Annotated in this window: 15 protein-coding genes and 1 pseudogene; 9 read left to right on the top strand and 7 right to left on the bottom strand. The window is 66.7% G+C overall.

All coding sequences use genetic code 11. The annotated features are described in order from the left end of the window. The first annotated feature begins 62 nt into the window (after window positions 1–62). From M1L58_RS09835 to M1L58_RS09820, 4 genes are all read left to right on the top strand, one after another. Window positions 63–1,334 (top strand): oxygenase MpaB family protein, encoded by a 1,272-nt coding sequence (locus M1L58_RS09835; RefSeq protein WP_248658754.1) that lies wholly within the window; start codon window positions 63–65, stop codon window positions 1,332–1,334. Between the two features lie 82 nt (window positions 1,335–1,416). Next, on the top strand, window positions 1,417–2,469 hold the full coding sequence (locus M1L58_RS09830) for a fused (3R)-hydroxyacyl-ACP dehydratase subunits HadA/HadB (protein WP_248658753.1): 1,053 nt from the start codon (window positions 1,417–1,419) through the stop codon (window positions 2,467–2,469). 54 nt (window positions 2,470–2,523) lie between these two features. Then, entirely contained in the window at window positions 2,524–2,922 is a 399-nt protein-coding gene (locus M1L58_RS09825) for an ArsR/SmtB family transcription factor (protein ID WP_051992439.1), read from the top strand. A 3-nt stretch (window positions 2,923–2,925) separates the two neighbouring features. After that, window positions 2,926–3,978: a cation diffusion facilitator family transporter gene (locus M1L58_RS09820; RefSeq protein ID WP_248658752.1), complete on the top strand. Its 1,053-nt coding sequence runs from the start codon at window positions 2,926–2,928 to the stop codon at window positions 3,976–3,978. On the opposite strand, the gene M1L58_RS09815 is transcribed toward M1L58_RS09820, so the two are convergent. The 3 genes from M1L58_RS09815 to M1L58_RS09805 form a co-directional block, all read right to left on the bottom strand. Then, on the bottom strand, window positions 3,962–4,426 hold the full coding sequence (locus M1L58_RS09815) for a phage tail protein (protein WP_248658751.1): 465 nt from the start codon (window positions 4,424–4,426) through the stop codon (window positions 3,962–3,964). The genes M1L58_RS09820 and M1L58_RS09815 overlap by 17 nt on opposite strands. A gap of 94 nt (window positions 4,427–4,520) precedes the next feature. Next, window positions 4,521–4,943 (bottom strand): nitroreductase family deazaflavin-dependent oxidoreductase, encoded by a 423-nt coding sequence (locus M1L58_RS09810; protein WP_006865066.1) that lies wholly within the window; start codon window positions 4,941–4,943, stop codon window positions 4,521–4,523. A 28-nt stretch (window positions 4,944–4,971) separates the two neighbouring features. Further along, the gene (locus tag M1L58_RS09805) at window positions 4,972–5,586 is read right to left on the bottom strand and encodes a TetR/AcrR family transcriptional regulator (protein ID WP_248658750.1); all 615 of its coding nucleotides are present in this window, start codon (window positions 5,584–5,586) and stop codon (window positions 4,972–4,974) included. 149 nt (window positions 5,587–5,735) lie between these two features. On the opposite strand from M1L58_RS09805, the gene M1L58_RS09800 reads away from it, so the two are divergent. The 3 genes from M1L58_RS09800 (at window position 5,736) to M1L58_RS09790 (ending at window position 8,037) form a co-directional block, all read left to right on the top strand. Then, entirely contained in the window at window positions 5,736–6,782 is a 1,047-nt protein-coding gene (locus M1L58_RS09800; RefSeq protein WP_248658749.1) for an aldo/keto reductase, read from the top strand. A 100-nt stretch (window positions 6,783–6,882) separates the two neighbouring features. Next, the gene (locus M1L58_RS09795; protein ID WP_248658748.1) at window positions 6,883–7,407 is read left to right on the top strand and encodes a methylated-DNA--[protein]-cysteine S-methyltransferase; all 525 of its coding nucleotides are present in this window, start codon (window positions 6,883–6,885) and stop codon (window positions 7,405–7,407) included. Window positions 7,408–7,479: 72 nt separating this feature from the next. Beyond that, window positions 7,480–8,037 (top strand): LppP/LprE family lipoprotein, encoded by a 558-nt coding sequence (locus M1L58_RS09790; RefSeq protein WP_185982046.1) that lies wholly within the window; start codon window positions 7,480–7,482, stop codon window positions 8,035–8,037. A 9-nt stretch (window positions 8,038–8,046) separates the two neighbouring features. On the opposite strand, the pseudogene M1L58_RS09785 reads toward M1L58_RS09790, so the two are convergent. The 4 genes and pseudogenes from M1L58_RS09785 to M1L58_RS09770 all read right to left on the bottom strand — a co-directional run bounded on the left by M1L58_RS09785 (window position 8,047) and on the right by M1L58_RS09770 (window position 13,386). After that, window positions 8,047–9,765 (bottom strand): annotated as a pseudogene (locus tag M1L58_RS09785) (dipeptide ABC transporter ATP-binding protein). Further along, window positions 9,762–10,703, bottom strand: a complete 942-nt coding sequence (locus M1L58_RS09780) for an ABC transporter permease (RefSeq protein ID WP_006865071.1) — start codon at window positions 10,701–10,703, stop codon at window positions 9,762–9,764. Before M1L58_RS09780 ends, M1L58_RS09785 begins: the two are co-directional and overlap by 4 nt. Beyond that, window positions 10,700–11,722 (bottom strand): ABC transporter permease, encoded by a 1,023-nt coding sequence (locus M1L58_RS09775; protein WP_154881842.1) that lies wholly within the window; start codon window positions 11,720–11,722, stop codon window positions 10,700–10,702. Before M1L58_RS09775 ends, M1L58_RS09780 begins: the two co-directional genes overlap by 4 nt. Beyond that, window positions 11,719–13,386, bottom strand: coding sequence for an ABC transporter substrate-binding protein (locus M1L58_RS09770; protein ID WP_006865073.1), 1,668 nt, complete (start codon window positions 13,384–13,386; stop codon window positions 11,719–11,721). Before M1L58_RS09770 ends, M1L58_RS09775 begins: the two co-directional genes overlap by 4 nt. 233 nt (window positions 13,387–13,619) lie before the next feature. On the opposite strand from M1L58_RS09770, the gene M1L58_RS09765 reads away from it, so the two are divergent. Beyond that, window positions 13,620–15,002 carry an LLM class flavin-dependent oxidoreductase gene (locus M1L58_RS09765; RefSeq protein WP_248658747.1) on the top strand — a complete coding sequence of 461 codons (1,383 nt, stop codon included), beginning with the start codon at window positions 13,620–13,622 and terminating at the stop codon, window positions 15,000–15,002. Continuing rightward, window positions 14,999–16,198 (top strand): acyl-CoA dehydrogenase, encoded by a 1,200-nt coding sequence (locus tag M1L58_RS09760; RefSeq protein ID WP_248658746.1) that lies wholly within the window; start codon window positions 14,999–15,001, stop codon window positions 16,196–16,198. The genes M1L58_RS09765 and M1L58_RS09760 overlap by 4 nt, the downstream gene beginning before the upstream one ends. Window positions 16,199–16,613 lie beyond the last annotated feature (415 nt).

Here is a 16,613-nt window from a genome sequence, read left to right as displayed (position 1 = left end):
GCGAAGCGCGACGCCAGAGTGATACACATGAATCAATTCGTCTCAAACGGTTGGGGGTTCCCGTGCCCGCAGTGCTGCCGAGTCGCTCGAGCGACGACGTTCCCGGCTTCCCGAGTGCGGTCACCTACGACGCTGCGATGTCGAACCGGAAGCTTGGCCGTGCGCGCGCCCTCGTCCGCAGGGTCACCGGCAAAGACCTCTACCCCGAGCCCGAACACCTACGCACCTTCGCCGAGGACATGTTCCGCACCGATCCGGTGGCCGAACGGTTCGTCGACGAGGTCTACGGCACGCTCGGCTCCGAGGCCGCGCGCGCACTGCTGGACAAGGCCCTGACCGACGGACTCGACAGCGTCGAGAACCCTCCGCCCGCGCTCGTCGAGCTGTTCGAGGAGTTCGAGACGGTTCCCGACTGGGTCGACCCGCAGCTCATCGCCGAGGGCGAGGCGATCTGGCGCCGATGGGGCACCGGCCTGTTCAGTGTCGCCGGCGGGATAACGCTCGAGATGTACACCGAGGCCGCGGTCGCCAAACCGCTGTCGCTGGCAGGCGGGTACGCAGGCGACAACGCGCTGCGCCGCTTCCTGGAGACGGCCCGGTTCTGGATCGACGTCTCCCAGCCCGGCGCGCTGCTGACCCCGGGATCAGCCGGCCGGGCCACGGCGATGCGTGTCCGCGTGATGCACGTGTGGGTTCGACGTACGGTCGCGAAGCACCCCGAGTGGGACGTCGAACGGTGGGGTGAGCCGATCAGCCAGTCCTATCAGCTGCTCACCCTGCTCGGCGGCAGCGTCGTGCCGGCGTCGGCGCTGTGGCTGACCGGGGTCCAGACCACGCCCAGGGAGATCCGGGTGCTGCTGCACTATCAGCGCTACCTCGGGCACCTCCTCGGCGTGCGAACCCAGTGGTTCCCGGAGACCATCGCCGACTCACTGCGACTCCTGGCCTTCGTCAACACCACCCGCAGCTACGACGCGGGCGGCGACGGCGCCGAACTCATCGAGTCGTTCCCGGCCGCGTTCGCCAACGAGAACGCGACCGGCCTCGAGCGGATCCGCGGGAGGTACAACGCCATGATGTACGCCGCCTACTCGACGATCTACATGATGCCGACGACACGTTTTCGCTATGACATGCCCAACCCGGTCCCGGGGCTCGCGCTGATCCTGCTGCGGTTGCCGGCCGTGACACTCGTCGAGACGCTGCGTCGGATCTCCCCGACGTTCCGTCGTCTGCACGAGAAGGCGATGTGCCGACACCGGGAGAACTGGCACGACTGGCAGTCCTCGGGACGTCCTGCGGAATTCGCGCACGGCAAGGGGCTGCGACGCTGACGCCCACCCGAGAGGGTCGAGTACGTGACAGGACACCCACCGCGGTTTTGCCAGCGGAACCCGCGCGATTAGCGTTGTCGAAATGACCCAACCCCCGATCACGGAACCGACGGCAGCCGGCGAGGCGCCCGACCTCGAGACGCGCGTCGGTCACTACTACGTCCTCGACGGCTCCTACGAGGTCGGACGCGAGAAGGTCCGCGAATACGCCCGCGCGGTGCAGGACTACCACCCCGCGCACTGGGAGCCCGAAGCCGCTGTCGCACTCGGGTATTCGGGACTCGTCGCACCGCTGACGTTCACGTCCATCCCGGCGATGGCGGCGAACCGCGAGCTGTTCGAGTCCGTGATCGTCGGCTACGACACCTACGTGCAGACCGAGCAGGTCTTCGAGCAGCACCGGCCCATCGTGGCCGGCGACGAGCTCGTCACCGACGTCGAACTGTCCGGCGTCCGCAAGGTCGCGGGCCGTGAACTGATCACGGTGACCAACACCATGACCGACGCCGCGGGCGAGAAGGTGCACACGATGCACACCACCGTCGTGGGCGTGACCGCCGAAGAGGTCGATCCGGGCCTCAGCGCCGCGGTGCGCAGGGTGATGATGCACGACGTCAACATCTTCAGCCACGAGGACACCCACCACCTGTACGAGAAGACCGTCCGGCCCGAGGGCGAGATCCGGGTCGCGGACGGCTCGACGCGCCCGTCCGGAGCCCGGTCCTTCGACGAGCTGTCGGTCGGCGACGAACTATCGATCCACACCGCGCGAATCTCCCGCGGTGACCTCGTCAACTATGGCGGTGTCGCCGGCGACGCCAACCCCATCCACTGGGACGAGGCGGTGGCCAAGCTCGCCGGTCTGCCCGACGTCATCGCACACGGAATGTTCACCATGGGCCTCGGCGCGGCCTTCGTCGCCTCGTGGTCCGGCGATCCCGGCGCTGTCACCCGCTATTCGGTCCGCCTGTCGCAGACGGTTCCCGTGTCGGCCGTCGACGGTGGCGAGATCGAGTTCAGCGGACGCATCAAGTCTCTGGACCCGGAGACCCGGACCGGCATGGTCATCATCGTCGCGAAATCGGGTGGCCGGAAGGTGTTCGGTCTCGCGACCATGAACATCCGCTTCGCCTGACGGCGATTCTGTCGGGGCGTGGCCCGCTGACAGCAGGAGAGCTACTATCTGCATATGAATGCAGATAAGCATTCACCGATCGCCCGTCCTCCTATTGCCGAGGATCAGGTGCGATTGGTGGTCGAGGTGTTCCGGATGCTTGCCGACCCGACCCGCATTCAGCTGCTGTGGGCGCTGACCGACACCGAGATGTCGGTCAGCGAACTCGCCGAGGCGGTCGGCAAGCCCGGCCCCTCGGTGTCGCAACATCTCGCCAAGCTCCGCATGGCGCGGCTCGTCCGCACCCGCCGCGCCGGCACGACGATCTTCTACAGCCTCGAGAACGAGCACGTCCAGCGGCTCGTCACCGACGCGGTGTTCAACGCGGAGCACGCCGGGCCGGGCATACCGCCACACCATCGCGACGATCCAGCACTCCGCGCCGTCGAACCGGGAACCGGACGGGAGGCCTGAGCGATGACGCATCTGCCCCGCGATCCGCACGCGCATCACCAGCACCACGGGCACGATCATTCGCATCACCAGCACCGCCACGGGTTCGCCGGAGTGGTCGCCGAGATATTCGCGCCTCACTCCCACGACGCCGCAGACAGTCTCGACTCCGCTCTGGAATCGTCGCGCGCGGGTATCCGTGCTGTGAAGATCAGTCTGGTGGTCCTGGGCGTCACCGCGGTGGCGCAGGCCGGGATCGTCGCCGCATCGGGCTCGATAGCGCTGGCCGCCGACACGATCCACAACTTCTCGGATGCTCTGACCGCGGTACCGCTCTGGATCGCGTTCGCGATGGCGACCCGGTCGGCCACTCGCCGCTACACCTACGGATTCGGACGAGCCGAGGACCTGGCCGGCCTGTTCGTCGTCGCGATGATCGCGCTGTCGGCCGTCATCGCCGGCTACGAGGCCGTGGGACGACTCATCGATCCCCGCCCCATCGACCACCTCGGATGGGTCGCACTGGCCGGGCTCGTCGGTTTCATCGGCAACGAGTGGGTGGCGCTCTACCGCATTCGCATCGGCCGTCGAATAGGTTCAGCGGCACTCGTCGCCGACGGACTCCACGCGCGCACAGACGGTTTCACGTCGCTGGCCGTGCTACTCAGCGCAGGCGGCGTGGCAGCGGGAATCCCACTCGCTGACCCGATCATCGGCCTGGTGATCACCGTCGCCATCCTCGCGGTGCTGCGTACGACAGCGCGCGACGTCTTTCGCCGGCTCCTCGACGGCGTGGACCCGGCCCTCGTCGAGACCGCGGAGACGACCCTTGCCGAACGTCCGGGAGTGCTCGCGGTACGGAGCATCCGCATGCGTTGGATCGGCCACCGCCTCCATGCCGACGCCGAGCTCGACGTCGACCCGAACCTACGGCTCACCGAGGCGCACAGCATCGCGCACGACGCCGAACACGAGCTGACGCATGCTGTTCCGAAGCTCGCCAGTGCGCTGATCCACGCCTATCCCGCGCATGAGGATCGTCGCCATGACGAACACTCGGTCAGTACTCACCCTTAATGACGAGGTACGAACCGCGGATGGTGCCGGCGAGTTTCGACTTCTGCCGCGCGAACTTGAACTTCGACTCGAGTTCCTCGGGCACGTCCATGCCGTCGGACAGCTTGAAGCCGACGGCGCGTTTGCCTGCCGGATCGATGCTGTACATGACATTGACCGCGAGCCCCGACTCGTAGAACACGTACGACATGTGGAGGCCGTCGACCTCGAAGTCGCTGACCTCGAGTGGGCGCGAGCCGATCGCGATGTCGCGTTCCTCGGCGAGGATGCGGGTGACCCGCTCGAGAACCTCCGGCGCAGCGTCGGCTGGTACGACAGTGAAGTCGTGTGCATATTTCGTTTTGTAGTACCGGGATTCGTTGGCTCTCAGGCCGGCGAGGGCGTCCGTCACCGGTGAGGACTCGAGGCCCTGTGTGGAGACGTGCTTGAAATCGACGACGTGTCCCATGCCTACTCCCGCTTCGCTGTCGCACACCTAGTGGCCACAACACTAGAGCCCCCGACGGTGTCGGGGGCTCTGGTGCCTGCGGGCTGCAGAAGGATCACTCCAGGATGAATACCGGGATCTCTCGGTCTGTCTTGGTCTGGTACTCCGCGTAAGGCGGGAAGGCCGCCACCGCGAGCTCCCACCAGTGGGCACGCTCGTCGCCGCTGATCTCTCGCGCGGTGAGTTCCTTGACCTCGGTTCCGTCCTGCACGGTCACCTGCGGGTTGGCCTTGACGTTGAAGTACCAGGCCGGATGCTCGGGAGCACCGCCCTTGGACGCCACCATCGCGTACTTGCCGTTCTCCTCCACCCGCATCAGCGGGACGTACCGCTTCTTGCCGGACTTCGCGCCGGTGGTGGTGAACAGGACGATCGGGCGGTCCATGACCTGGACACCCTCGGTGGTGCCCTGCTCGAGGATCTTCTGGGTCTGCTCGCGGACCCAGCCTTCAGGACTCAATTCTGCGTTGGCACTCATGGGGGCGATAACACCCTGCCTGGCTTCTTTATTCCGGGACGTCCTCGGGCCGACGGTACAAACCGTCGACGAACACACCGGCCAGCCGCTGGTTGTAGTCGAGTTCTCTTCCGGGCACGCGCTGGCACAGCAGCGCGATCGCGTGCAGTACTTCGGCAGCGCCGACGTCTGCACGTAGCTCGTCCGAGCCGGCCGCCAGCAGCGCGGCAACTGCCGGTTCGAGGCGATTCGCGAAGTGATCCGCCAGTGCATCGAACGCCGGATCTGGAGAGTGCAGCGCCGAGGCGAGACCCCGCTTGGTGCCGACGAACTCGGTGTACCGCCGGACCCAGGTCCTCAGCGCCTCGGCCGGTTGATGAGAACTCCGTAGCTCCTCGGCCAGTTCAACGCAGGCGTCGATCTCCTTCTCGAGTACGGCGGCCACCAGATCCGAACGCTTCGGAAAGTGGCGATAGAGAGTGCCCACGCCGACTCCGGCGAGGTCGGTGATCTCCTTGGCCGGCGCGTCCACCCCAACCTTCGCGAAGACGGTTTTCGCGGCATCGATCAGCGCGACGACGTTGCGTTGCGCATCCGCCCGCTTCGGACGCGGTCGGGATCCGCCCTCGGCCACCTCGGCCGTGCCGGCGTCGTTGAAGTCCACGCCACCACTCTTTCACGAACAGACTTCCGGAAAAGCATTCCGGAAACCCTTGTGTACCGGAACGCCGTTCCGCATATTAGCGGAATAGCATTCCGCTTAGGGGTCACGGCCGTCGGCCGACTCCGAACCCACCCCTCAGGGAGAACCTCATGCACTACCGCCCACTCGGCCGAACCGGGATCAAGGTCAGCCCCTACGCGCTCGGCACACTGCTACTCGGCGCGTCGATGGGAAACCCCGACCACGACGAATCGGTCCGCCTCATCAACACCGCCCTGGACGCCGGCATCAACTTCGTCGACACCGCAGACGCCTACTCCCTACCGCCGCACGGTGCGTCGGAGGTCGTCGTCGGCAAAGCACTCCGTGGTCGCCGCGAAAATGTGGTGCTGGCAACGAAATTCAGCCGCCCGATGGGCGACGACCCAAACCGTCGGGGCGCTTCACGTCGATGGATCGTGACCGCGGTGGAAGAGTCCCTGCGTCGCCTACAGACCGACTACATCGACCTGTATCAGGTCCACCTCCCCGACCCCGACACCGATCCGGAGGAAACCCTCTCCGCCCTCACCGACCTGATGAGCAGCGGCAAGATCCGCGCCATCGGTTCCTCCAACACCCCGGTCTCGGACATCGTCGATCAGCAGTGGATCGCCGACCGACACGGCGTGCGCCGGTTCCGCACCGAGCAGGCACCGTATTCACTTCTCAACCGGGGCATCGAAACCGAAGTACTGCCGACTGCGCAACGTTTCGGCATGGGAGTCATCGCCTGGGGCCCACTCGGCCAGGGGATGCTCACCGGCCGGGTCCGCCGGGGACAAGCGAACGACCTGGTCCGCTCCGGCATGATCAAGGCCCTCGACGACGAGAACCGGCTCGACGCGGTCGAGGAACTCGCCGCGCTGGCTGCCGAGTCGGGTATCCCCATGACCCACATGGCGATGTCGTTCGCCATCACCCACCCCGGAATCACCAGCGCCCTGATCGGGCCACGCACGATCCCGCAGCTCGAAGACCTTCTCAAAGGGCTCGAGGTCGCGCTGCCCGACGATGTCCTCGACCGCATCGACGAGATCGTCCCACCCGGAACGGATATCGGCAGGCTCGACCAGACCTATCTGCCCCCTGCTCTCCTCGACCCAGCCCTGAGACGTCGTCCTGTTCACGCTCGTGCCGGTCGCCCTGCCGCCTGACCCGAACCGATGATGCGGCCCGGTGTCGTCACCCGCCAGATGTCAGACCATGCCGCTACCGTGGGTGACGCCGGACCCCGCACGAGCGACAGAGACGCCGATGACCGCAGCACACGATCCAGATGCCGAGACGACGAGCACCGTTGCCATCTCGACACCGGTCGGGCGGCTACTGATCACCGGAGACGACGCCTCGATCGTCCGCGTCGCCTGGAGCAACGAGGACGCACAGTCCGATCTCTCGTCCGCGAAACCGGTTGTCGCAGAAGCGGTACGTCAGCTCCACGCCTACTTCGACGGTTCGTTGACGACGTTCGACCTCCCGATCGAACTGTCCGGGGTGTCCGCATCGGCCCGCGCGGTCCTGACCGCCCTGCACCGCGACGTCCCGTCCGGCACAACCGTCACCTACGGGCAACTCGCGACGATGAGTGGCACCGGCATCCCCGCGCGCAGCGTCGGCTCGATCATGGGCGTCAACCCGACTCCCCTGCTGATCCCCTGCCACCGCGTCGTCGCAGGTGACGGCCTGGGCGGATTCTCCGGCGGCCTCCCCGGTGAAGGTCTGGCGACCAAACGGTGGCTCCTCGAGTTCGAAGGTGCGCTCCCGCCGACGTTGTTCTGATCTGGGGGCAGAGCACTCTCGATGTTGTTAGCGTCCCCGCAGGGGCACTTCAGGGACGAACCGAGGAGACTCATGCGGACCAGACGATCACGCGTCGCCACTTCTCTCATCGCCACCGTGTGCGCTGTCGTCACCGCACTCGGCGTCGCCACACCCACGGCAACCGCCTCCCCGGGCACGCCGCATCAGGCGGCCACCACTTCGGGCAACGGGCTCTGTCTGGACCTCGGCTCACCGGAGGTCAAACGCGCACTCCGGGTGATCGGCCCGCCTTTCCGCGGTAGCGATGCGACGTGGGTCGCGCGGAAGGGGCCGTTGAGCCGATCGCTCGACCGCACGCCCAACTGCCCGCCCCTGCTGTGGGCCGTCTTCGACACCTCACGCGGCACCGTGTCCTCCCCGGTCGCCGTTCTGCTGTTCCGGCCCGGCAAGTTCCTGGGCCTGGCGACCAAGCCCACCGGATACACCCAGGTCACCGGTTCGACGCCGGTGAGCGTCACCGTCGCCTACCGGTGGCCGCGCGGCACCGATGCGAACGCGAACCCGTCGGGTGGCCCGGTGTCGTCGATCTTCGTGCCGATCTTCGACCGCGTCTACCGGTTCGGGGACCTTCCGCCCGGAGTGCGCTGACCGGGAGGCTCAGACGATGAGCTCCCCGGTGCCGATCGTCGGAACCGCGGCGAGCAGTTCACGCGTGTAGGGATGCTCCGGGTCACCGAAGACGCGGTCGGCCTCTCCGTATTCGACGACCTCTCCCCCGCGCATCACCAGGATGTCGTCGGCGACGTGGTGGATGACGCCGAGATCGTGCGAGATGAAGACCAGCGAGACACCGGTTTCCACCTGCAACATCGCGAGTAGATCGAGGATGCGGGCCTGGATCGAGACATCGAGAGCCGAGACCGGCTCATCGCACACGATCACCGTCGGTTCCGGCGCCAGCGCACGGGCGATGGCGACACGCTGTCGCTGCCCTCCGGACAGGTGCAGCGGGTGACGCCGGCGGAACGCATCCGAGAGTCCGACACTGTCGAGCAACTCGGAGATGCGGTCGTCGAGCGCTGTTCCGCGCAGGTTCCGCGAACGCAGGCTGTCGCGCAGGATGCGTTCGACGTTCCACCGGGGATCGAAAGAGCTGAGCGGGTCTTGGTAGATGACGGAAATCTGATGACGGTTCGCGCGTCGTTCGACATCGGACAGCCCACTCCACGGGCGCCCGTTCAGCTCAACGGTTCCCGAGTCCGGGTCGGTCAGCCCGAGGACCATGCGTGCAGTTGTCGTCTTGCCCGACCCCGATTCACCGACGATGCCGAGCGTCTTGCCGGGCAGGACGTCGAAGCTCGCACCCTGTACCGCCGGTCGCTCGGTCTTGTTCCTGCCCTCGAAGGACTTTCGAAGATCGCGTACACGCAGCGCGGGAGGCACACCGGCAGCGGAGGCCGTCGGGGGTTCCGGCAGCGCCTCGCCGCTGGTCAGGAGTGTGCCCTTGGAGGTGCGCGACGGCACCGACGCCAGCAGGCTCTTGGTGTAGTCGTGCCTCGGATTGCGCAGCACGTCGTCGGTGGAGCCGTACTCGACGATCTCCCCCTGCCGCATCACCGCGACGCGGTCGGCAAGACGCGCGACGACCGCGAGGTCGTGGGAGATGAGGATGACGCCGTTGCCCCGGTCCTTCGCCTCGCCGAGGACGTCGAGAATCTGGGCCTGGACGGTGGCGTCGAGAGCGGTGGTCGGTTCGTCCGCGATGAGCAGTTTCGGGTCCTGGGCGAGAGCCGAGGCGATCAGCGCACGCTGCCGGAGACCGCCGGAGAGTTCGTGCGGTCGCTGGGCAGCGCGGACGCCGGGTTCGGGAACCCCGACCAGCGTCAGTAGTTCGACGATCTTCTCCTCCCGTTCGGCACGTCGGCGCGGTGATCAGTTCCGGAAGAGACCGCCGCCGTGGGAGCCCGAGTGGGCGGTCAGGGCCTCCCCGATCTCGCTTCCGACGGTGCGCAGTTGATCCAGCGATACCAGGGCGTCCTGGAGGACGAATCCGATGCCCCGACCGCGCAGACGACGCCAGTCCCGGTCCTTGTACCCGAGGAGGGAGCGACCGTCGAAAGCGACCGTCTCGGCGCTGATCCGGGCCCCTTCACCGGTGAGTCCGATGAGGGTGCGGGCGGTGACGGACTTACCCGACCCGGATTCGCCGACGATCGCGAGGCATTCGCCTGCGTTCACCGAGAACGAGACTCCTTTGACCACCTCGCGGCCGCCGAAGGTCACGTGTAGGTCCCGGATCTCGGCGAGCGGTGTGGTGGAGTCGCCGGTGTCGGCGACGTCGGTCCGGGCCTCGAGGGGAGTCGCGACTACGGTCATCGGGTGGTTCCTTCCAGACGGGCGCCGAGGTGGCGTCCCACGGTGGTGAATGCCAGGGCGGTGATCACGATGACAAGGCCCGGGAAGATCTCGAGCCACCAGGCCACGGTGATGTAGGTGCGTCCGGCGTCGAGCAGGGCGCCCCACTCGGGTGACGGGGGCGCGACGCCGAGACCGAGATAGGCCAACCCCGAGGCCCAGATGATCGCCTGACCGACGCCCAGTGTCGCGGTGACGATCATCGGTCGTAGTGCGTTGGGAGCGATGTGCTGCACGAGGATTCGCGTCCGCGAGTGCCCGAGCGCCGTCGCCGCCTCGATGTAGGCGGCATTGCGGACGGTCAGGACCTGGCCGCGGATGATACGTGCATAGCCCGGGGCGATACCGATCCCGATCGCGAAGATCAGCGTGTACGGGCCGGGGCCGAACACCGATGTCAGCAGGAGCCCGAGCAGGATCGTCGGGAAGGCGAACAGCACATCGATCCAACGATTGGCCAGAGCCTGCGCGATCCGCCCCGACAGGCCGGCCGTGATTCCCAGCGCCACGGCGAGGACCAGTGCCACCGCCACCGCTCCGAGACCGATGGCGAGGGACTGCTTGGTGCCGAAGATGATGCGGCTCAGCAAGTCTCGACCCGACAGGTCGGTACCGAACGGGTGCGCCCACGTCGGCGGCGACAGCGTCGCATCGAGGTCGATGGCAAGCGGGTCGTACGGAGCGATCAGACCAGGTACGACCGCTGCCAGGAACAGCAGGACGAGGACGCCGAGCGCGGCGATCACGGTGGGTGGCAGCGCCCACGGCCGGCGCGAGGTCTCCGGCAGTGCGGTGACCGTGCTCCGTGAGGTCTTGATCGACGAGGTCTTGTCGGATGATGTCGCCTCAGACGACGCCGAGTTGGGTGCCGTCCCGGTGGACGGTTTCTGGATGGTCACGGGACCTCGATCCGGGGGTCGATGACGGTGTAGAGGAAGTCGACCAGCAGGTTGGCGACGGTGTAGATGGCGGCGACGAGCACGACGATGCCGCTGACCAGCGGGACGTCGCGCGAGCTGGCGGCTGCGACGAGGGTCTGTCCGATTCCGGCCCGGGCGAAGACGGTCTCGGCGATGACCGCACCCGAGAGCAGCGCACCCATGGCCCAACCGGAGACGGTGACAGCAGGGATGACCGAGTGGCGCAGCACATGTCGAGCACGAACCGACAGGTCGCCGAGACCACGGCTTCGAGCAGTGAGAACGAAGGGCTGGTCGAGTGCCCGGGCGAACTCGTCGCGAGCGATGCTGCCGAGGAACCCGGCCAGCGGTATCGCCAGCGTGAGCACCGGCAGGACCAGTCCTCGCAGCGAGTTGCCGCTCTCGACCGGGAACCAGGCGAGATCGATGGCGAAGACCACCAAAAGGATCGACCCCAGCCAGTACTGCGGGAGACCGGCGCTCACGGTCTCGAGCAGGGCGCCGAGCGCTCCGCCCGGACCGCGGCGGCCGGCGGTCAGCGTCGTGGTCACCAGGACCAGCAGCCAGGCCACGACCAGGGCGCTGATGGTGAGTACCAGGGTGGGACCCAGCTGGGCGGCGATCACGTCGGTGACGGGTTCACTCAGCTGGTACGACGTCCCGAGGTCACCGCGCAGCAGACCCTGGAGGTAGTGCAGGTACTGCTGCCAGATCGAATCGGTGAACCCGAACTGGTCGTTGACCGGGCCCAGTTCGTCGGGAGTGCGTTCGCGGCTCTCCCCCGACGACAGGTTCAGCAGCAACGTCGCGCGGTCACCGGGTGCGAGCACCTGCAGGAGGAACGTGACCGTCGCAGCCGCCCAGAGCACGAACACGGCCGAGCCGAGTTTGCCGAGCCAGCGGAGCCACACCGCCGAGCCTCCGCGGCGTCGACTCCGGACCCGCTCGGTTGCCGACTCCGGGTCGATGATCGTCGTCTTGTCGACCTGGATGGTCATCGCACAAACCTCGCATCCGCGAACACTGGTTCACCTTGGGATTTCTCGACCCACACGTCGTGCAGCTTGGGATCGGCCGCGATCGAGGTCGTCTGTGTGTAGAGGCCGATCGACAGTGCCTGGTCACCGATCAGCTTCTGGGCCTTGCTGTAGAACTCACGCTGCTCGGCCGGGTCCGCCGAACTGTTGGCCTTCTCGATGAAACCCTGCAGGACCGGGTCGTTGTAGTAGGCCGTGTTGTGCGGGTTGGGCGAATCCTCGAGCCGCTGACGCCAGTTGATGTGGAGCAACCCCGGGGTCGGGCTCGTCCAGTAGCCGACGTAGGCGTCGTAGGTGGGCGCCTTGGCGTAGTTGCCGCCGAAGTACTCGCTCTGCGTCGCCGGGACGAGTTCGATGTCGAAGCCGACGTCGCGCGCCTGGTAGGCGATGTTCTGCAGGATCGCCGCCCCCTCGGGTCCGACGATGGCGTCGGCGGCGTACACCACGCGTGCGGTGAGACGCCGGCCGTCCTTGGTGCGGATGCCGTCGGAGTCGCGGGCAGTCCAACCGGCCTGGTCGAGCAGAGCATTCGCCTTGTCCGGGTTCCGGACATAGGCGCCGGCGGCCGGGTCGTAGTCCGGGGTGCTCTGACTCAGCGCGCCGTTCGAGTTGAACGGCACGACGCCGAGAAAGGCTGTCTCGACTGCCTTCTCGCGGTCGGCCGAGTAGGCGAACGCCTGACGCACCCGGACGTCGTCGAATGGTGCGTGGTCGACGTTGAGAGTGATCGCGTTGGGGCGTCCCGGCGTCACGTACTGCTTGGTCTGGAACCGCGTTGTCGCATCAGCCCAGTTGATGGCCGGGACGTTGTAGATGACATCGGATGATCCGCTGGTCAACGAGCCGTACCGCAGCACCGGGTCCTTGAGGAACTTCCAGATCACCTTGTCGACATAGGCGGGGCCCTGGTGTTTCGCGTTGGCCGGTGCCGAGTTGTAGTCCGGGTTCCGCACGAAGGTGATGCTGCGGTTGCGATCCCAGCGTTCGATGATGAACGGTCCGGAGCCGACGGGCTTGGAGCAGTTCTCTTTCTTCCCCCGCGCGAGCGCGGTCGGCGACTGAATCCCGAAGTAGCCCTGGGTCAGAACCGTCAGCAGCGGACTGTACGGCTGCTTCAGGTGCAGGGCATAGGTGTTGCGATCGAGAACCTCGCCGCCGGCGTAGTACTGCCCGATGTAGGCCATCACCGTTCCGTTGGGGGCGTCCGGATCGAGGTACTTGTCGAAGTTGGTCTTCACCGCGGCCGCGTCGAGATCGGTTCCGTCGCTGAACTTCACATCGGGCTTGAGGCGGAAGGTGTAGGTCTTGCGATCCGGGGAGATCTCCCAGCTCGTCGCCAGCCACGGCACCACCGTCCCGTCGTCGTCGAGCGAGACGAGGTTGTCGAGATATTGCCGTGCGAGATAAGCGTTCTGCACCCAGCCGCCGTGGATGCACGGTGGTTCCTGCTCGTGTCCGTACTCGATGACGCCGCCGTCGAGGTAGTCGCCGGCCGCTGCGGGGACACCCGTCGACGTACCGTCTCCGGTGGCCGGGCGTTCGCCGCACGCCGACAGCAGCGCAGCGGCCGACAGGCCGACTGCCAGTAGGGCTCGAGTCCGTCTGGAACGGACAGATCTGAACACGCCAGGTACTCCTCGATATCGAGAGTCGTGAATCGACAGTGGTGGAAAGCCGACTAGAACAAGGTCGGACCGCGGGGATCGGCGGGCCGGCGCCGATGTCGCGACACGCTGAAACGGCAGCGGTGACCCGCGGTCAGCTCGTACGGTAATGATCGGCGGCGTCGACGTCAGTCTTTGGATTCACCCTGAGCACAACGACGCACGGGACGATGGGCGAAAGTACCGTCGTCCGGGTGTCAGAGCCAAAACCCTTGCGTTTCGCTGCATTCGTGATGAACACGACGTCCCACATCCTGCACGGGGCATGGCGTGCTCCCGATGCGCGGCAGACGGACTTCAACTCCCTCCAGCACTGGATCGACCTCGCAAAGACGTTGGAAGAGGCCAGATTCGACTTCATCTTCTTCGCCGACGTCGTCGGACTCTACGACGACTACCAGGGCGACTGGAAGAAGTTCGTCGACACCGGCCTGCAGATCCCGAGCAACGATCCGCTGGTTCTCGCCTCCGCGCTCGCATCGCACACCGAGAACCTCGGCATCGCGATCACCAGCTCGATCCTGCAGGAACACCCCTTCGACTTCGCCCGCAAGATCTCCACACTCGATCACGCCTCCAACGGTCGAATCGCATGGAACATCGTCACCAGCCTGTCCCAGAACGCTTGGCGCAACTTCGGATACGACGGGATCACCGCCCACGACGATCGCTACGCGTGGGCCGAGGAATACGTCGACGTCGTCTACAAGCTCTGGGAGGGCAGCTGGGACGACGGCGCCCTGATCCAGGACAAGGTCGGCGGCATCCACGCCGATTTCGACAAGGTGCACAAGATCCATCACGTCGGCGACCGGTACCGCGTCGAGGGACCCCACCTGGTCGCCCCGTCGCCGCAGCGCACACCGGTGCTGTTCCAGGCAGGCTCGTCGCCCACGGGCCGTCGGTTCGCCGCACGCAACGCCGAGGCACAGTTCATCGTGTCACCCACGCCGCAGGCGGCGAAGGGACTCGTCGACGACACCCGCCGTCTGGCCGCCGCGGCCGGCCGCGATCCGCAGGACATCCAGTTCTTCCAGGGACTCTCCTTCGTCATCGGCAGCACCGAGGAGGAGGCACGGCGGAAGGCCGCCGAGCTCGACGAGTACATCGATCCGAGCACGATCATCGCCCACTCTGCGGGTGGTCTCGGGTTCGATCTCGGGTTCTACGACCTCGACACCCCGATCGGCGAGATCAAGACCGAGGGCACGCAGAGCACGCTGCTGTGGCTGCGCGAGGCCGTGCCCGACCGTGAGCCGACCGTCCGCGACCTGGCCGAACTGCGCAGCCGCAGTGGACGCGTCGTCGGCACGCCGGAGCAGATCGCCGATCGCCTCGCCGAATGGCGCGACGCGGGGGTCGGTGGCATCAACGTCATCAACGCGACGATCCCGAACAGCTACATCGAGTTCGCCGAGCACGTCCTGCCGGTATTGCGTGAGCGCGGACTGGCCCAACAGGAGTACGCGCCTGGCACCAGCCGGCGCAAGCTGACGGGCCGGGACACCCTCCCGGACACCCATCCCGCCGCGGCCTACCGGGGCGCGTTCGCCGAGAAGGTCGAGGTGCCCGCATGAGCGTCCTGACCCGTGTCGTCTCCGATCGCTCGACGATCCTGTCCGAGATCGCCGCCGAAGCCGCCGCGCGCGAACTGACCGGGGTCGACCCGCACGCCCAGGTACGCCTGCTGAGTGAATCCGGTTACACCGCTCTGACTCTCGACGACGCATCCGGCCCCGGTGCCGGTGCGCCCGAGCTGTTCGGATTCCTCATCGACCTCGCCCGCGCCGATCCGATCGTCGCCCACATCCTGCGGGCACACTTCTGGTTCGTCGAGCAGATCCGCCGACTCCCCCAAGGACCCGTCCGCGACCGCTGGACCGCGGAGATCGCCGCGGGGAAGGTGTTCGGCAACGCGACCAGTGAACGCACCGGGAACGCGGGTTCGCTCTCCTTCCGGACCGAACTGCGTGCCATCGACGGCGGGTGGTTGCTGACCGGGGCCAAGTTCTACAGCACCGGCACCGCATTCTCGGACTACGTGTCGGTCACTGCGACGGTACGCGGCGGCGAGTTCGACGGTCAGGTCGCTCGGGTCGTCCTGCCCATCGGTCGCGAGGGGGTCACCGTCGTCGACGACTGGGACGGGATCGGCCAGAACCGCACCGGTACCGGAACCACCACCCTGGACAGTGTCCGGGTGACCGCCGACGACGTCCTGGCCTTCACCGACCCGGCGTCGACCGCCGCGGTCGCCAACGACGGACCGTTCCTGCAGCTCTACCTTCAGGCACTGATCACCGGAATTCTGCTGTCCGTCGGCGACGATGCGACCGCACTCCTGCGGTCACGAACACGGACTTTCGACCACGCCCCCGCCGAGTCACCGCGGCACGACCCCGTGCTGCTCGGCACCGTCGGTGAGATCGACGCGGCCGCCCACGTCGCGCGGGCGGCAGTCCTCGACGCCGCACAGACCATCGAGGAGGCGTTCGCACCGGCACGCAGCGGCGTCATCGAGCCGGACCTGTTCGGCAAGGCATCCATCGCGGCAGCACGGGTCAAGGTCCACGTCGACCGCGTCGGACTGCGTGCCGCCGCCGACCTGTTCGACGTCGGCGGCGCGTCATCGGCCAGCCGGGCCAAGAACCTGGACCGCCACTGGCGCAACATCCGCACCGTCACGCTCCACAACCCCACGTCGTACAAGGCGATCGCACTCGGCGACCTGCTGGTCAACGACACTCCCCTCCCGGCGAACGGTTATTTCTGACCCTCGCTCCTGAGGTGATACGAACACAAGTGACGCTCCCCTCGCTCCCTGAGGTGTGAGGAGCGAAAGCGACGCCCCTCTCGCTCCCTGAGGTGTGAGGAGCGAAAGCGACGCCCCTCTCGCTCCCTGAGGTGTGAGGAGCGAAAGCGACGCCCCCCCTCGCTCCCTGAGGTGTGAGGAGCGAAAGCGACGAACCACGAAGGGCCTGGCGACATTCCGTCGCCAGGCCCTTCGTGCTGTCGTTGCCGGATGAGTTCGATCCGGTTGCGTTCTGTGTCGGCAACCGGGACAGAACGCAATCTGGCATACGAGCCAGGTCTCGAAACTTATGAGACCCCTTTTTGCGACATCGAATCTCGAAACTCCTCGAGCTCTCCAAACTCCCATCGAATCCGTCTCGAATCTCGGGCGCGTC

Origin of the sequence: Gordonia sp. C13, assembly GCF_023218005.1 — a bacterium.
In the GTDB taxonomy this organism is placed as follows: Bacteria; Actinomycetota; Actinomycetes; order Mycobacteriales; family Mycobacteriaceae; genus Gordonia; species Gordonia namibiensis.
Note: the sequence above shows the minus strand (reverse complement) of the source record. Positions and strands in the feature narration are given on the sequence as shown.

Bases quoted from the DNA above. Each gene is read 5' to 3' on its own strand.
- M1L58_RS09830 (WP_248658753.1), top strand. From the start codon at position 1,417: ATGACCCAACCCCCGATCACGGAACCGACGGCAGCCGGCGAGGCGCCC.
- M1L58_RS09825 (WP_051992439.1), top strand. From the start codon at position 2,524: ATGAATGCAGATAAGCATTCACCGATCGCCCGTCCTCCTATTGCCGAG.
- M1L58_RS09820 (WP_248658752.1), top strand. From the start codon at position 2,926: ATGACGCATCTGCCCCGCGATCCGCACGCGCATCACCAGCACCACGGG.
- M1L58_RS09815 (WP_248658751.1), bottom strand. From the start codon at position 4,426: ATGGGACACGTCGTCGATTTCAAGCACGTCTCCACACAGGGCCTCGAG.
- M1L58_RS09810 (WP_006865066.1), bottom strand. From the start codon at position 4,943: ATGAGTGCCAACGCAGAATTGAGTCCTGAAGGCTGGGTCCGCGAGCAG.
- M1L58_RS09800 (WP_248658749.1), top strand. From the start codon at position 5,736: ATGCACTACCGCCCACTCGGCCGAACCGGGATCAAGGTCAGCCCCTAC.
- M1L58_RS09795 (WP_248658748.1), top strand. From the start codon at position 6,883: ATGACCGCAGCACACGATCCAGATGCCGAGACGACGAGCACCGTTGCC.
- M1L58_RS09790 (WP_185982046.1), top strand. From the start codon at position 7,480: ATGCGGACCAGACGATCACGCGTCGCCACTTCTCTCATCGCCACCGTG.
- M1L58_RS09775 (WP_154881842.1), bottom strand. From the start codon at position 11,722: ATGACCATCCAGGTCGACAAGACGACGATCATCGACCCGGAGTCGGCA.
- M1L58_RS09760 (WP_248658746.1), top strand. From the start codon at position 14,999: ATGAGCGTCCTGACCCGTGTCGTCTCCGATCGCTCGACGATCCTGTCC.